Annotated in this window: 14 protein-coding genes and 1 pseudogene; 6 read left to right on the forward strand and 9 right to left on the reverse strand. The window is 42.7% G+C overall.

Going from position 1 to position 14,533, the window contains the following annotated elements; translation table 11 throughout:
* Window positions 1-35: 35 nt before the first annotated feature.
* On the reverse strand, window positions 36-671 hold the full coding sequence (locus tag QZY09_RS14925; RefSeq protein WP_295673639.1) for an RDD family protein: 636 nt from the start codon (window positions 669-671) through the stop codon (window positions 36-38).
* Window positions 672-923: 252 nt separating this feature from the next.
* Here QZY09_RS14925 and QZY09_RS14930 point away from each other — a divergent pair, with 252 nt between their 5' ends.
* The 3 genes and pseudogenes from QZY09_RS14930 to QZY09_RS24770 all read left to right on the forward strand — a co-directional run bounded on the left by QZY09_RS14930 (window position 924) and on the right by QZY09_RS24770 (window position 3,656).
* Complete coding sequence (locus tag QZY09_RS14930) at window positions 924-1,835, forward strand: PAS domain S-box protein (RefSeq protein ID WP_295673640.1); 912 nt, start codon at window positions 924-926, stop codon at window positions 1,833-1,835.
* A gap of 15 nt (window positions 1,836-1,850) precedes the next feature.
* Window positions 1,851-2,138: pseudogene (locus QZY09_RS24765) on the forward strand (PAS domain S-box protein); the annotation flags it as partial.
* Window positions 2,139-2,165: 27 nt separating this feature from the next.
* Window positions 2,166-3,656 (forward strand): PAS domain-containing protein, encoded by a 1,491-nt coding sequence (locus tag QZY09_RS24770; protein WP_367119226.1) that lies wholly within the window; start codon window positions 2,166-2,168, stop codon window positions 3,654-3,656.
* Between the two features lie 112 nt (window positions 3,657-3,768).
* Here the strand turns inward: QZY09_RS24770 and QZY09_RS14945 are convergent, their stop codons facing one another.
* Window positions 3,769-4,293: a GNAT family N-acetyltransferase gene (locus QZY09_RS14945; RefSeq protein WP_295673641.1), complete on the reverse strand. Its 525-nt coding sequence runs from the start codon at window positions 4,291-4,293 to the stop codon at window positions 3,769-3,771.
* 203 nt (window positions 4,294-4,496) lie between these two features.
* Between QZY09_RS14945 and QZY09_RS14950 the strand changes: the two genes are divergently transcribed.
* Complete coding sequence (locus QZY09_RS14950; RefSeq protein ID WP_295673643.1) at window positions 4,497-5,048, forward strand: transposase; 552 nt, start codon at window positions 4,497-4,499, stop codon at window positions 5,046-5,048.
* 169 nt (window positions 5,049-5,217) lie between these two features.
* Here QZY09_RS14950 and ahcY read toward each other — a convergent pair whose 3' ends face one another.
* From ahcY to QZY09_RS14965, 3 genes are all read right to left on the reverse strand, one after another.
* Window positions 5,218-6,534: an adenosylhomocysteinase gene (gene ahcY, locus QZY09_RS14955; protein WP_295673646.1), complete on the reverse strand. Its 1,317-nt coding sequence runs from the start codon at window positions 6,532-6,534 to the stop codon at window positions 5,218-5,220.
* Between the two features lie 154 nt (window positions 6,535-6,688).
* Window positions 6,689-7,111, reverse strand: coding sequence for a polymer-forming cytoskeletal protein (locus QZY09_RS14960; RefSeq protein WP_295673647.1), 423 nt, complete (start codon window positions 7,109-7,111; stop codon window positions 6,689-6,691).
* A 12-nt stretch (window positions 7,112-7,123) separates the two neighbouring features.
* Window positions 7,124-7,987: a M23 family metallopeptidase gene (locus tag QZY09_RS14965; protein WP_295673650.1), complete on the reverse strand. Its 864-nt coding sequence runs from the start codon at window positions 7,985-7,987 to the stop codon at window positions 7,124-7,126.
* A 301-nt stretch (window positions 7,988-8,288) separates the two neighbouring features.
* Here QZY09_RS14965 and QZY09_RS14970 point away from each other — a divergent pair, with 301 nt between their 5' ends.
* Entirely contained in the window at window positions 8,289-8,699 is a 411-nt protein-coding gene (locus QZY09_RS14970; protein ID WP_096349657.1) for a BrxA/BrxB family bacilliredoxin, read from the forward strand.
* A gap of 344 nt (window positions 8,700-9,043) precedes the next feature.
* Here the strand turns inward: QZY09_RS14970 and QZY09_RS14975 are convergent, their stop codons facing one another.
* The gene (locus QZY09_RS14975; RefSeq protein WP_295673652.1) at window positions 9,044-9,205 is read right to left on the reverse strand and encodes a hypothetical protein; all 162 of its coding nucleotides are present in this window, start codon (window positions 9,203-9,205) and stop codon (window positions 9,044-9,046) included.
* 153 nt (window positions 9,206-9,358) lie between these two features.
* Here QZY09_RS14975 and QZY09_RS14980 point away from each other — a divergent pair, with 153 nt between their 5' ends.
* On the forward strand, window positions 9,359-10,915 hold the full coding sequence (locus QZY09_RS14980) for an NAD(P)/FAD-dependent oxidoreductase (RefSeq protein WP_295673654.1): 1,557 nt from the start codon (window positions 9,359-9,361) through the stop codon (window positions 10,913-10,915).
* 17 nt (window positions 10,916-10,932) lie between these two features.
* Here the strand turns inward: QZY09_RS14980 and QZY09_RS14985 are convergent, their stop codons facing one another.
* The 3 genes from QZY09_RS14985 to QZY09_RS14995 all read right to left on the reverse strand — a co-directional run bounded on the left by QZY09_RS14985 (window position 10,933) and on the right by QZY09_RS14995 (window position 14,402).
* Complete coding sequence (locus QZY09_RS14985) at window positions 10,933-11,538, reverse strand: hypothetical protein (protein ID WP_295673657.1); 606 nt, start codon at window positions 11,536-11,538, stop codon at window positions 10,933-10,935.
* A gap of 167 nt (window positions 11,539-11,705) precedes the next feature.
* Window positions 11,706-13,004 carry a M20/M25/M40 family metallo-hydrolase gene (locus QZY09_RS14990; RefSeq protein ID WP_295673659.1) on the reverse strand — a complete coding sequence of 433 codons (1,299 nt, stop codon included), beginning with the start codon at window positions 13,002-13,004 and terminating at the stop codon, window positions 11,706-11,708.
* 834 nt (window positions 13,005-13,838) lie between these two features.
* Window positions 13,839-14,402, reverse strand: a complete 564-nt coding sequence (locus QZY09_RS14995; protein ID WP_295673660.1) for a hypothetical protein — start codon at window positions 14,400-14,402, stop codon at window positions 13,839-13,841.
* Window positions 14,403-14,533 lie beyond the last annotated feature (131 nt).

A 14,533-nucleotide genomic window follows, 5' to 3' on the forward strand; every position in this document is an offset into this window, starting at 1 on the left:
GCAGGTTAGCTGAAAACTAAAAACCTGCCAACTAATCAAACGTTCTTCCGTACCACGTAGGTTTTTGCCAGGATATCGTGCAGCCCCTGTTTACCATCTGTCCAAAAAATACTGAACGTACCAAGGCCCCATAAATAGATAGACAGTATTTTACCCAGGGTGCGGAACAATGCCACCGGCAAACTAATACCGTCGCCATCCTGGTCGACCACTGCAAGGCCGCAAATTCGTTTACCCAGGGTGCCTTTCATAACGGATGCCTCACCTATAGCGTTATAAAACAATAAAAGGATGTAGAAGATCGCCTGAATAATGGTGGCATCATGCACTGATATTTTGGAAGGATCAAAATCTTTAAGGTTAATGTGGGTAACTCCCTTTGAGTTAAGAATAGGGATGCTGAAACTCACCACGAAGGATAACAAAAAACTGTCAATCAAAAAAGCCAGCAAACGCCACCAGTACGAGGCCAGGTTGTCTTCAGTAGGGAAATGGTAACCCTGTTCCCTGAAATATTCATAAAGCTCGGGCACATCACAGGCATCCTGCCAGGTATCTGCTGATGGCGCCATGATGCGGGTATGCAGATCGAGCTCCTTTTCAATTAATTCCTTAAAAGTATACGGCCCGGTTTGCTCACCGTCAACCAAAATATAATATTGTTCGTTCATTCCTAATTAAATTCGCTCGAAAGATAGAAAATATCAATCCAAGTTTTATTTTTTATTATAGTATAGTTATTTAAAACAACACAGATTTTAACACCTTTTTTTTCGTTTCAAACTAATTAATAGTTAATTTGTATACATTACTGAGGATACTTTCAAACTCTTTAAAAATTTCTTTAGTGTTATTATTTATATCAACTTCTGTTACGACTAATTGTTAATAAATATTTAAAAAAACGCTTTAAGCAGTAACACGTGAAAACGCAACCCATACCGTCAAACGAAAATGATCGCTTAAGGGCGCTCAAAAACTATGAGATACTGGATAGCGGCGACGACCGTGAATTTGACCGTATCACCCAATCAGCCTCTCTGATTTGCGACGTTCCGATCTCGCTGGTATCCCTGGTTGACGAAAAACGGCAATGGTTTAAATCAGCAACGGGCCTTAACGTAAAAGAAACCTCAAGAGATCTGGCTTTTTGCGGCCACACAATTATGGACGACACCATTTTTGAAATTGAGGATGCAACAAAGGATGTGCGTTTTAAAGACAATACCCTGGTTACTGCTGACCCAAACATCCGGTTTTACGCAGGCTATCCTTTAATTGACCACCACGGCTATGCCTTAGGTTCCCTTTGTGTGATAGACCGCAAACCAAAAGTACTTTCTGCTAAACAAAAGAAGATTCTTAAACTGCTTGCAGGGGAGGTTACATCGCTGATTGTTGAACGCAGGCTGAAAGAGGAATTACGAAATTTTGAGAAACTTTTTCAGTTTTCGAACGACCTTGTATTTGTGGGCGGCCTGGACGGATATTTTAAAAAAGTAAATCCTGCCTTTACAAAAACATTTGGCTGGAGCGAGGAATATCTTTTAAAAACGTCATCATTCGAATTTTACCATCCTGATGATATTGAAAAAACAAAAAACGAATTAGAAAAATTAGGCAGCGGCTCAAAAACGATCAATTTTTTACAGCGTTTTAAAACAAGTGATGGTGATTATAAAACAATAGAGTGGACATCTACGCCGGAGCCGGAATCCGGGAATGTTTACGGGATTGGCCGGGATGTTTCGGAACTACAATTAAAGGAACAGCAACTTGCCGAAAGTGAAGAAAAACTAAGGGTATTTTTCGAGAATTCACAGGGTTTAATGTGAACCCATGATCTTGCGGGGAAGTTTATTTCGGCAAACAACGCAGCTGCAGCAATGTTGGGATATACGCGGGACGAGATTATGCAAATGACGCTGTTTGATATAACTCCGGCAAGCCGGCACGATCTTTTAAAAGCCTATTTATTGCGCATCACAAATACAGGTAAAGCAAATGGCCAAATGATTACCCGTACCAAGAATGGCGCAACGCTGATTTGGATGTATAATAATGTTCTTGAAACCCATGCCGGCACAGAGCCATATGTCATTGCCAATGCAATTGACATTACTGAAAAGCATTATTTAGAAGAAAGTTTGAAGCGAACCAGCCAGATGCTGGAACAGACCAATCAGGTTGCCCGCGTGGGTGGTTGGGAACTTGACGTTCAGCAACAGAAAATATTCTGGACCTCGGTAACAAAAGAAATACACGGCGTAGCACCCTATTTTGAGCCTGATTTAAATACAGGCATTGATTTTTATAAATATGGGGATGACAGGGAAAGAATTACTGCAGTAATAAACAACGCGATAAAAGACGGTACGTCATGGGACGAACAGTTCCAGATAATTAACGCAAAGAGCGACGAAGTATGGGTTAGAGCCATTGGAAACGCCGAATTTAAAAATGGTATTTGTACAAGGTTATTTGGTACTTTTCAGGATATAAATGAGTTAAAAAAAAACGAACTCGCTTTAAAGTATTCAATAGAAACCCAGGAAAGCTTGAACAAAGTGTTGATTGAACAAATTGAATACATTAAACAGCAGGACCGCACCATTGAAAAAATACAGGAGTTTCAATTCCTTGCAGACTCAATTCCTCAAATTATCTGGACTTCCAAGCAAGATGGCAGTAAGGATTATTATAATAAGCATTGGTTTGAATATACGGGGCTCACGATTGAAGAGACGATGGAAAAAGGTTGGGCGCCGGTTTTGCACCCTGATGATGTGCGGGTAGATTTTAAGGAATGGAAACGGTCGGTTATGGCGAAGGATGCTTATGAAGCTGAATTAAGATTTAAAAGGGCCGCAGATAATGTTTATAAATGGCACCTGGTGAGGGCAGTGCCCATGAAGGATAAAAATGGTAAAGTGATAAAATGGTTTGGTTCATCAACTGACATAGACGCATACAAAAATGCGCTTGATCTTGAAAACCGGATCAGCCAGTTTGAGGACTTTAACCGGATTGTCGCCCATAACTTGCGCGGGCCGGCAGGAAGCATTGACCTGATGCTCAACATGATAAATGAGTCGTCGGACGAGGCTGAAAAAAACGAACTGATCCCTTTGCTAAAAGAGTCGAGTACCACACTCATCGAAACCCTCAATGAATTAATGAAAGTGCTGGAAATTCGACATAACAGCAATCTTCCTTTTGAAGAATGCGATTTAACCACTATGGTTGATATGGTGAAACGAATGCTAAAAGGCCAGGTAATGTCCAAAAAAGCTATTATTTCTACACATTTCCAGGTAAGTGCCATTAAATTTCCAAAAATCTACCTGGAAAGTATATTTTATAATATGATTAGCAACTCACTAAAATATAGCAGGCCAGATGTACAACCGGAAATTAATATCAGCTCAAAGATCCGTGATGGGCGGGTAATACTAACCTTTGGTGATAATGGGCTCGGAATCGACCTCAACAAACACAGTAAGAACATGTTTAAGCTTAACGGAGTTTTTCACACAGGGTTTGATAGTAAAGGCGTGGGGCTTTTTATGACAAAAACTCAAATTGAAACGTTTGGCGGGAAGATATCAGTTGCAAGCGAACCAGGTAAAGGGACCGTTTTTACAATTATGTTTTGATTTTTTTACCATGAGCCCGGGTTGCTGTACCAGTACGACGAGGCGATAAAAGCGCTGGAAAAGTAAATGTTAGAAACTTTGCAAACAACCACCTAAAGCACTAAACTACCAATTAGTACGGCGCGCTTAAACTCCTGGTAAATGTTAATATATTCCTGTACTCGTCTTTCATATAGGGATAGTCAAGCCGGGTGCTTTTTACTTGCGTGAAGGCATTGGCCAAGTAAAATGGTATGGCAGTGCTACTATCCATCACCTTAAGCCATAGCTGAGTTTTATGTTTTACCCTTGCTAATTGCTCAATAAATTGCATCACCTGTTTCCCAATACCCTTTCTTTTATATTGAGTTAAAAAGTAAATTTTATCAATTTCAAGGCAGTTATTATTCTCATCGGGGGCTAACGCATTTTCTGTAGTTTTAAAATAACCGGCAGCCTCGTGATCAGCGTAAACTAAAAAATAGCTAACCCCCTCCATCGCAATTTCACGCTCCAGTATGTCCTTCGAATAAAATCTGTTTACATACGCATCGCCCTGATCATCCCATAAATATTCATACGTTTCGCGGTATGATCTTATAGCGATATCAAGCAGCATTGGAATATCATCAGCATTACATTTCCTGATCGTTACCATCAATTTTAATTAGTTGGCGAATATAGGGAAGAGAAGCATAGAATTGTAAAAAATCTCCGCTGCCGCGAGTTTAGCGCAGCGTAACTCGTGGTACAGCATGGTGAAAGCTTTCAGCTTTCACTAAACTCTTCACTATTACATTCATAATACTTTCAACTTTAACCAAATCTTGTTATTTTACCCCATCTAAACAAATAAACCTTATGAGCAGAAATTACAAATTCGACGACCAGGAACGCCCCTATTTTGTAACATTTACCGTAGTGAGATGGATAGACGTTTTTACACGGCGCGAATACAAAGATATACTTGTTGAAAGCCTTAAATTTTGTATCGAAAAGAAAGGGCTGCAGTTGTATGCCTGGGTGATCATGAGTAATCACGTACATCTGATCATCGGCACAAAAGATAAACCTATGGGCAGTATTTTAAGGGATATTAAAAGACATACCTCAAAAGCATTAACAAAAGCCATCAGTGAAAATGTGCTGGAAAGCAGGCGCGATTGGATGCTGTGGTTTTTTGAACGGGAAGGCAAACAAAACCCCAATAATGAGCAATACCAATTCTGGCAACAGGATGAAAGCCATCCTATCGAGTTATGGAGCAGCGAAGTAATGGATCAAAAACTGGATTATATCCATTATAATCCGGTAGTTGCAGGTTGGGTAGATGAACCAGCACACTACCTTTATAGCAGCGCCCGTGATTATGCCGGAGTGAAGGGGTTGATTGATATCATATTGATGGTTTAACGTGTAAGCTGAAAGCTTACAACATGCCTTACCACGAGTTACGCTGCGCTAAACTCGCGGCAGCGATGAGAAATATTGCGCAACAAAAAAGGGAATGATCCTAAAACCACTCCCTTTTTATATTCCGGAGGCAAAACCTTTCAGCTTTCGCCTTTAACCTTTTACCTGATTAATACCTGTAATACTCCGGTTTAAACGGACCTTCAACAGTTACGCCGATGTATTCTGCCTGGTCCTGGTCTAAAACTTCCAGTTCAACACCAATTTTGGCAAGGTGTAAACGGGCAACTTTTTCGTCCAGATTTTTTGGCAAAGTGTAAACCTTGTTTTCGTAGCTTCCGCCGTTGGTCCAAAGTTCAATTTGGGCCAGGGTTTGGTTGGTGAATGAAGCGCTCATTACAAAGCTTGGGTGACCGGTAGCGCAGCCTAAGTTTACCAAACGGCCTTCAGCCAATACGATCAGGTCTTTACCGTTAATGGTATATTTATCCACCTGTGGTTTAATTTCAATTTTAGTGTCGCCATATGCGCCGTTTAACCAGGCCATGTCGATCTCGTTATCAAAGTGACCGATATTGCAAACGATCGCTTTATCTTTCAACGCGCGGAAATGCGCTTCGCGAACGATGTTTTTATTACCTGTAGCAGTGACTACAATATCAGCTTCGGTAATTGCGGTGCCAAGTTTCTTCACTTCAAAGCCTTCCATAGCAGCCTGTAAGGCGCATATCGGGTCGATCTCAGTAACGATAACGCGTACACCAGCGTTGCGTAATGAATCGGCAGAGCCTTTACCTACGTCGCCATAACCGCAAACAACAGCCACTTTACCGGCCATCATTACATCAGTAGCACGGCGGATGGCATCAACCAAAGATTCGCGGCAACCATATTTATTATCAAATTTCGATTTGGTAACCGAGTCGTTAACGTTAATAGCGGGCATCGGCAGTGTACCTGCTTTCATACGCTCATATAAACGGTGTACACCGGTAGTGGTTTCTTCTGATAAACCTTTAATACCGGCAATCAGTTCAGGATATTTATCCAGCACCATATTGGTTAAATCGCCGCCGTCATCTAAAATCATGTTCAACGGTTGGCGGTCTTCGCCAAAAAATAAAGTTTGTTCAATGCACCAGTCAAATTCTTCGGAGTTCATGCCTTTCCAGGCGTAAACAGAAGTGCCGGCAGCAGCAATAGCGGCAGCAGCGTGATCCTGGGTGGAGAAGATATTGCATGATGACCAGGTAACTTCGGCGCCCAGTTCAATCAATGTTTCAATTAAAACGGCTGTTTGTATGGTCATGTGAAGGCAACCTGCAATGCGTGCGCCTTTTAATATTTTAGATGGGCCATACTCCTGGCGCAGGGCCATTAAACCCGGCATTTCGGCCTCAGCCAGTTCAATCTCTTTACGGCCCCACTGAGCCAGTGAAAAGTCCTTTACTTTAAATTTTACGTACGCGGTTTCTACTGCTGACATGCGATTTTTGATTTTTTTTGCAAATTTAACTTATAATACGATGAAAAGGAAATTATAGTTTTTCCTGTGCGCTGCTTTACCGGCGTTTTAAGTAATGAAATTGTAATTTAATTGATAAATTAACAGTAATAGAGCAGGCACAGCAAATGAATGCCTAAACCTCAATCATTTTTGGTTTCGGCTGCGACAGCTTATGACTCTGGCTTTGGGCCAGTTTGTGGTTTTGTGTCATGGAAAGGCTACCATTATAAACAGCGCCATTTTCAACAACTAAGGTTTGGGTCCTTATTTCGCCGCTTATTTTGCCCGAGGCTTTTATTTCAAGGGAATTTGTCTGGATGTTACCGGTGATCATACCGTATACCACCATTTCTTTAGTAATGATATTCCCCAGGATAGATCCTTTCTCGCCCAGGATCAGGCCTTCATCTACCATTACATCACCGGTTACCTGTCCGTCAATCCTGGCAAAAGCAGGTGCCTTCAAATTACCGTCTAAAATACTTCCTTCGCTGATGAGGGTTGAGATAGACTGCAGGTCGAGCGTTACTTTGTCTTTTTTTGAAAATATTGACATGTCCTGTAAGGTTTATTTGCTGAGATTAAGAAAACTGATCGGGTTTATTGCTTTGCCGTCCTTACGAACCTCGTAATGTAAATGAGTACCGGTTGAGTGGCCTGTTGAACCAACTTCGCCTATCTTTTCTCCTACGGTCACCTCTTCGCCCACCTTTACGCTGATCCTTGATAAATGGCCGTATAGGGTTTCGTAATTGTTCATGTGGGCTATGCGTACACAGTTACCATAGCCACCATACCATCCCGCAAAAACCACCCTGCCATTTGCGGTACAACGGGCAGCATCACCTTTCGTTCCTTTAAAGTCGATACCAGGATGAAACTCCGCGTGGGCCGAATTAAACGGATCGCTGCGGTAACCGAAATAGGAGGTTAATGAACTGATATGCGGATACCCCATTGGTGTAAAAGCAACTGAATGCACCAGGCGGTCTAAATATTCATTGTATAAGGAGTAGGTTTCATCATCAGTTAGCTTAGCATCATCGGCATTGCCGCTTCCGCCAACCGCTTTTGTTGAAAAACCCTTTAAGCCACGTTTCTTTAAGTAATCATTAATTTTTTGCAGCTTCCCTTCAATCGACTGGATATAACTTTGCGCGTTAGCGGGTTTTTTATCAGCTACTACAGGAGCCGGAACGGCGCCTTTAAGTTTTACGATCTGCGCCTGGAGCTGTTTTTCTTCGGCATCCTTGCGGTCGTTTACAGCCCGTAAATAAATAATTGTGCCGCTAAGTATAACGATAACAGACAGTATAGTAGCAGCGTAGTGCCTTAGCCGGGTAATATGCAGGGTTTTAATTTGCAGCGTTTTGGGCTCGCTGTTTTTGTTTACTATAATTACAGTACTGATGTCAGAAGGCTTACGCTTCATTACAATTTTATAATTAGGGTCGGCAATATAAGGATTAGGCCGGTAAATACAATATTAAATTTGTATTAAGACGGGAAGACGGGAAGTCCGAAAGTCCGGAAGACAAAATACTTCTTGTGTATAGGTCAAAAATAATTAAAACTCGTTGCAGCTTCTTTCAGACTTTACTGACTTTCCTGACTTTCCCGACTTTCGGACTTTCACACCTTCCCACTCCGTCAGCACAATGTTATTATTCTTAAATTTAATGGTAACTCATAATGATTTGTTAATTTTGTATTGAAATTTAGAAAAAGAAACAATGTATCCGGAATATTTAGTAGCCCCCATGCGGGAAGAACTGACCAGGGTTGGGTTTGAAGAATTGAAAGACCCTGAAGCTGTTACCAAAGCTGTTGAAAGCGAAGGAACAGTATTTGTAATGGTAAACTCGGTTTGCGGCTGCGCTGCTGCCAATGCGCGCCCAGCTGCCAGGATAGCTGCACAAAACGCCAAACATCCTGACAGGCTGGTAACTGTATTTGCCGGAATGGAAGCTGACGCGGTTAACAAAGCACGTGCATACATGCTGCCTTACCCTCCATCTTCGCCTGCAATGGCTTTATTTAAAGATGGCAAACTGGTACATATTATTGAGCGCCACCAGATTGAAGGCCGCCCGGCACAAATGATCGCCGACAACCTGATCAACGCGTTTGAACAGTATTGCTAATTGAAGTCAGTAAAGTCCGAAATTAAAATTTAGTTTTAAAGCTAAAGAAGTTTTATACCTATAGCGTAAAGCCCGGTTTGTTTTTGCAGACCGGGCTTTTGATTTATTGATTTGGCGGCAGTGTTTCACTAAGTTTAAACTCACCGCTGGTGGTTTCATCGTATTCTTCGCGGCTGGGAAATGATTTTACCATCAGTTTGAGCGGCAATGACAGACATGCCCGCCAATTTATTTTTTATCCGGCTGATCGCCTAACAAACGCTCTGCAGCGTTTACTGCCTGGTCACCATCCTTTATCCGTTCCAATATTTTTTTGAAAAGCCTTGATTGCCGGGTTCAATAGTTCATCCGGTCCCACTATCCCACCATTCAAATAAAAGAGCAGCTTTCCCCTTTATATCCGGGTGCAGCCTTAATAGTTCATCTAATTTTCGTAATTCCTCAGCCGACGCTTCATTTGCCAATTTCTTTGCTGCCAGTTTCCAGGCACTGTACTCAACGTTCATATTTCAAATCGGCTAACGGTTTTATATTAATAAGACCACGGAATTGTGCAATAGGTTGCAGTGAAAATAATTTTATCCATTATGGACGCGTAATGTCTTCTTCCTGATTTTCCCTACCTTTGCCGCATCCGGGATAAAAACCCGGCAAACCCCATGATCAAAGAAATTGAAATTGTTTGCCCGCCTGAAGGCGGACAGCAGGAAGATGAAGCTGCATTAAAAAAGATTGCCGCGACAGCTTTAAATATCTCCCCACAAAAAATAAGCGCTTTAAAAATTCTTAAACGATCCATCGATGCCCGTGGCCGTAAGGTGCTTTACCGCATGCAGGTACAGGTGTTTTTGGATGAGGTTTATGTACCCGAAACTTTTACGGTGAATTACCCGGATGTAAAGAACGGCAAACCAGTGATCATTATCGGCGCAGGTCCTGCCGGGTTATTCGCCGCTTTGCGCTGTATCGAGCTGGGTTTAAAACCCATCATTTTAGAACGCGGCAAAGATGTGAAGCAACGCCGCCGCGACCTGGCCAATATCAACAAACAGGGAATTGTTAACCCCGAATCCAATTATTGCTTTGGTGAGGGTGGTGCGGGCACCTATTCAGATGGGAAGCTTTATACGCGTTCCACCAAACGGGGCGATGTAAATGCCGTATTAAAAACCTTTGTGGTGCATGGCGCTACGGAAGATATTTTGATAGATGCCCGCCCGCATATCGGCACCAATAAATTACCGCAGATCATCACCTCCATAAAAGACAGCATACTGAACGCCGGTGGCGAAGTGTATTTTGATGCCAAAGTGAGCAGCCTTTTGGTTGATTTCGGCAAAATTAAAGGCGTGCAACTGGCATCTGGCGATAAAATAATGGCGGATGCCGTCATCCTGGCCACCGGCCACTCCGCAAGGGATATTTTTGAAATGCTGTACCGGCAAAACATATTGATAGAAGCAAAACCCTTTGCCCTGGGTGTGAGGATAGAACACCCGCAGGAGATCATTGACCAGGCCCAATACCATTGCGAACACCGCGGACCTGATCTGCCGCCCTCCTATTATAACCTGGTGGAACAGGTGGATAACCGCGGCGTATTTTCATTCTGCATGTGCCCAGGCGGCATTATTGCCCCATGTGCTACGGATCTGAATGAAATAGTAGTAAACGGATGGAGCCCCTCCAAACGGAATAACCCTTTTGCCAATTCGGGCACGGTGGTGCAGGTTAATTTAGAGGATGTTAAAGGGGATGAAAATGATCCGTTACGGATGCTCCGTTTTCAGCAGCAAATAGAAAAAGTAGCATACAATTTTGGCGGCGGCCATTTGGTTGCCCCGGCTCAGCGCATGGTAGATTTTGCGGAAAACCGGGTATCAGGCAATCTGCCCCTCAATTCCTACTTGCCCGGCACAAAAAGCGTGGCCTTAAAGGAGGTATTACCCGGCTGGATCAACGAACGCCTGCGCAAAGCCCTACCTGTTTTCGGCCGTAAAATGAAGGGCTATTATACCAACGAGGCCATATTGGTAGGGGTTGAATCGCGTACTTCATCGCCGGTTAAAGTACCGAGGGATAAGGAAACCCTGCAGCACCCGCAGGTAAGCGGTTTATTCCCCTGCGGCGAAGGCGCCGGTTATGCCGGAGGTATTATTTCTGCCGCTATTGATGGCATTAATTGCGCTTCCGCGGCATTGAAAGTTTTAGCATGATTCTCCTTTCAATAAAACTAACCCGTAGCTTGCTTAGGCAGCGCCCAGCCGCTCAGCAGCATGTAGATCCCGTAACCTGAAGTAGCTATTGCAATACCCACACCGGTAAAAGCAAGCATCCCATTTTCCGAAAGGGTTTTATTGAGCGTTAAAACGATGGATAAAACAGCGATGATGGTGCTCCAGCTTGCCAGGTAATAATCGATGGTGCGTTTAAATACTTTGGCCAACGGAAAGAAATGCAATCCAACCACCAGCGCGAGTACCGGGATAGTTAATTGAGGGTAACCTAAATTGATCACCACATTGATCCCTATAAAAATACCCAAACCTTCAGCACCAAAGATGATACCGAACCATTTACCCATCCGCTTTTCTTCCGCCAGATCCGCTTCGGAAGTTAGTTTAGGGTAATATTTGGCCATGCCAAACAGTTTTACAGCATTGATGACAAACAATAAACTCAGGGCCGGGAATGCGATCAATAAAAACCACCAGTTGGTCGTTTTTAATCCGCCATATGCTATCCCTGCCCACAGCAAATTAAAAAATGCCATCATACAAAGGCCGGTAGCAATGCCTTTAACGGCAACATCCGGGATGATAGGTGATTTTTCTTCCATATAGATTCTAATAGCCGATAATTTCTATTTAAAAACACTTCTTTCGCCTCACCTAAACGGCGCAGCCCTCACTCATCCTCTCCAAAGGAGAGGACTTGAAAAAAAGAAGATTTAATTTAACTATTCTTTGCTTCCTCTCCTTTGGAGAGGGCCGGGGTGAGGCCATATTATCTTTCCAGTTTCGCCACCCGCTTCGGCGTGTCATCACCGGATACAATGGTTCTTGAACTTAACGCTATTGCCCGGATGGTTGCCGTAATATTACCCATATCCAGTGTGCTTACCTCGTCCCCAACGGTGTGATACAGTTTATCCTTATCGATCTGGTCGGTGGAGATGGTATGGGCCGGTACGCCTACCCTTGCCAGGGAAGCATTATCGCTGCGGTAAAACAGGTCCTGCTCCGGGTATGGGTCCGGGAAAAACTTAAAGGCGGTGCCTTCGAGATTTTTTTGCAGGATAGGACCAAAATCCGAACGCTCATACCCGGTAATAAAGGCTGAATTTTCTCCAAATTTGGCAGCCTTGCCAATCATTTCGATATTAAACATCGCTACCACTTTATCCGGCTCTACCGTAGTTGCAAAATACTGGGAGCCATATTCGCCGATCTCTTCGGCTGTAAAGGCAACAAATACCAGGGTGCGGGCATTGTTGTCCAGTTTTTTAAAATACCTGGCCAATTCAATTACCGCGGTAGTACCCGAGGCGTCATCATCCGCGCCATTGGCAATGCTATCGCCTTTTACCGGTTTCAGGATACCTAAATGATCGTAGTGGCCCGAGAAAACTACATATTCATTGGGTTTTGTCTTCCCCGGGATGATCCCCGCGACGTTAAACAGGGGTAATTGTTCTTTCTTACCGGTGTAGTTTACCTCAAAGGTTTTAAGGTCATCATGATTGCCCAATACAAAAACCAGCGCCTGGCCATCATTGGGTTTAAGGCTCACCGATCCATTTTGCAGGCGCCCTTTCAGCATTTTAAATATATCGGCAAACTTAGGGTCCACCAATATCAGCAGTTTTTTGCCGCTGCTAACATAAGCCCTGTACTCCGTACGGAAGGTTTTATCGGCTGTTAGTTTTACTATTTCCACATCCGGGTTGGTACTCCAGTTTAAAGCGGCTGCGCTGGTGTTGGCAAAAACGCTGTCGGCGCCAATAGCTTTGCCATTGATGGTAACGCCCAAATTAACCGGGGTAGAATGCGTCATGCTAAAATTTTGGCGGAAGCCGTCATCACCAGCCAATGGCTTAAGGCCAATGTTTTTGTATTCACTTTCAATAAACTGCGCGGCTTTTTCAATCCCAGGCGTAAAAGTGGCCCGGCCCTGCATATCATCCGCGGCAAGGGTGCTGATGATGCGCGTAACATCATACTGGCTGATGAGTTTGTTTACATCCTGTGCGAAGCTTGTAAGTGCTGCCGCCAGTAAAAAGGTGGAAAGAACTATTTTTTTCATGTGATTTTTTGAACTTTTGAAGATAAAAATTAATTCCTGAAATGCTAATGGTTCGTGGTGATTTGTCGCTTTTTATAAAAGTACTAATTAAGGTACCTTGGTAAAGTTATACGTGGTGGTAAAGGTTTAGGAAATGTGGGCGTTTCCCCCTTTTCCTGCCTGCCGGTAGGCTGGGGTAGAAAAAGGGGACCGCGCTTTCCATTACAAGTCCTCGCCCGGTGAATTTAAGGCTTTTTTTATTGTTTTTTACCGGAGCTGCGGGCTTTTCATTGCAATCGCTAACGCGAAGCGCCGGGAAATTTTAAATATTCTGTACGGGCACTATAACGGCCTGCCTTATCTGTCAGCAGGGCATCAGAAGTTCAATGCATTTGATTGCCCGGATTATCCCACTGAAGAGGATAGCATAAGCGGGTGGTATTTAATAAATGTCGCCCATACAATTATGTAGCGTGCGCTACAAGTGCTACAACTGCTACAAAACGCTACAAAACTGATAACCAACAAATTAACGGCTGACAAAATTTTGTCATTGACAGGATCGTGTCAGCACTTTTCTATGGTATTTGCTTAAATAAACAACCTTGTAGTGAACTTTTATATAAACAAAGCCCGGCGCGCGGCCAGGTTCTTGCTATTATCTTACATTCGTCACTGCAGTTGCAAACTGCAGGCATAACCGTCCGAAGTCACAGACATTCGGACAGCGATCCACGCAAACTACGCACAGCGGGGTTTAATTTGACCATAACTTGCCAGCATATTAAACATTACCAATAATCCAATACTATATTTTTTTATCATTATTCAATTTCTATACACTATCAAATTGTTTTAATCGTATTTATCCATTATTTCACTTGTGTCCATCCCTTTAAAACCAGCGGCTTTCAACTTTTTCAAGGTTTCTATTCCGATTATTTGCGCAGGCGTTTTAGCCGCAAAACTTCCAAAACACAAATCACTTCGATAAAAGCCATCAGGGATTAACTCCTTTACTTTTAAAAATACAGGGGAGACACCGATTATTGATTCATAACCGTGACATTGTTCGTTATAGTTGATAAATTGTATTCCACTAAATCCTTTTCTATGGCCTTTTTCATCCAATTTGATAACGTTAAGAATTTTAAACCAGAAAAAACCGGAGGAGTTCGGTAACGTTACAAACTCCAATCCTTCATAACCTTCCTGCTCACAAAACGCTTTGAATTGATCGGAAACAATAGTGAAATTATCATAAGTACATGAAATGTGCTTTTTGGTCTTTATCTTAATTTCAGGATCTATCCTGTTAATTGTATAATTGTCACTGTATTTATCACATTCATTTAACTTTAAATTGCGATACATACTGTACTTGTTGTCAAAAGAAAATATTACATGTCCTAATACCATATTAAACTATTTTAAATGTGGGTGTTGCCCGAAAAAATGGTTTGCAGCATCAATATATTTTGACCCGCCCCCTGCTGTCCGTAGATTGTATCTACGGACTATTATGCTTGTAGTCTGCGACTACACTAATA

Origin of the sequence: uncultured Mucilaginibacter sp., assembly GCF_903913935.1 — a bacterium.
Lineage (GTDB): Bacteria > Bacteroidota > Bacteroidia > Sphingobacteriales > Sphingobacteriaceae > Mucilaginibacter.

Excerpts from the sequence above, each read along its gene's own strand:
- QZY09_RS14985 (WP_295673657.1), bottom strand. The coding sequence starts at position 11,538 with ATGGAAGAAAAATCACCTATCATCCCGGATGTTGCCGTTAAAGGCATT.
- QZY09_RS14980 (WP_295673654.1), top strand. The coding sequence starts at position 9,359 with ATGATCAAAGAAATTGAAATTGTTTGCCCGCCTGAAGGCGGACAGCAG.
- QZY09_RS14925 (WP_295673639.1), bottom strand. The coding sequence starts at position 671 with ATGAACGAACAATATTATATTTTGGTTGACGGTGAGCAAACCGGGCCG.
- QZY09_RS14970 (WP_096349657.1), top strand. The coding sequence starts at position 8,289 with ATGTATCCGGAATATTTAGTAGCCCCCATGCGGGAAGAACTGACCAGG.
- QZY09_RS14945 (WP_295673641.1), bottom strand. The coding sequence starts at position 4,293 with ATGGTAACGATCAGGAAATGTAATGCTGATGATATTCCAATGCTGCTT.
- QZY09_RS24770 (WP_367119226.1), top strand. The coding sequence starts at position 2,166 with ATGCTGGAACAGACCAATCAGGTTGCCCGCGTGGGTGGTTGGGAACTT.
- ahcY (WP_295673646.1), bottom strand. The coding sequence starts at position 6,534 with ATGTCAGCAGTAGAAACCGCGTACGTAAAATTTAAAGTAAAGGACTTT.
- QZY09_RS14975 (WP_295673652.1), bottom strand. The coding sequence starts at position 9,205 with ATGAACGTTGAGTACAGTGCCTGGAAACTGGCAGCAAAGAAATTGGCA.
- QZY09_RS14965 (WP_295673650.1), bottom strand. The coding sequence starts at position 7,987 with ATGAAGCGTAAGCCTTCTGACATCAGTACTGTAATTATAGTAAACAAA.
- QZY09_RS14960 (WP_295673647.1), bottom strand. The coding sequence starts at position 7,111 with ATGTCAATATTTTCAAAAAAAGACAAAGTAACGCTCGACCTGCAGTCT.
- QZY09_RS14950 (WP_295673643.1), top strand. The coding sequence starts at position 4,497 with ATGAGCAGAAATTACAAATTCGACGACCAGGAACGCCCCTATTTTGTA.
- QZY09_RS14990 (WP_295673659.1), bottom strand. The coding sequence starts at position 13,004 with ATGAAAAAAATAGTTCTTTCCACCTTTTTACTGGCGGCAGCACTTACA.
- QZY09_RS14995 (WP_295673660.1), bottom strand. The coding sequence starts at position 14,402 with ATGGTATTAGGACATGTAATATTTTCTTTTGACAACAAGTACAGTATG.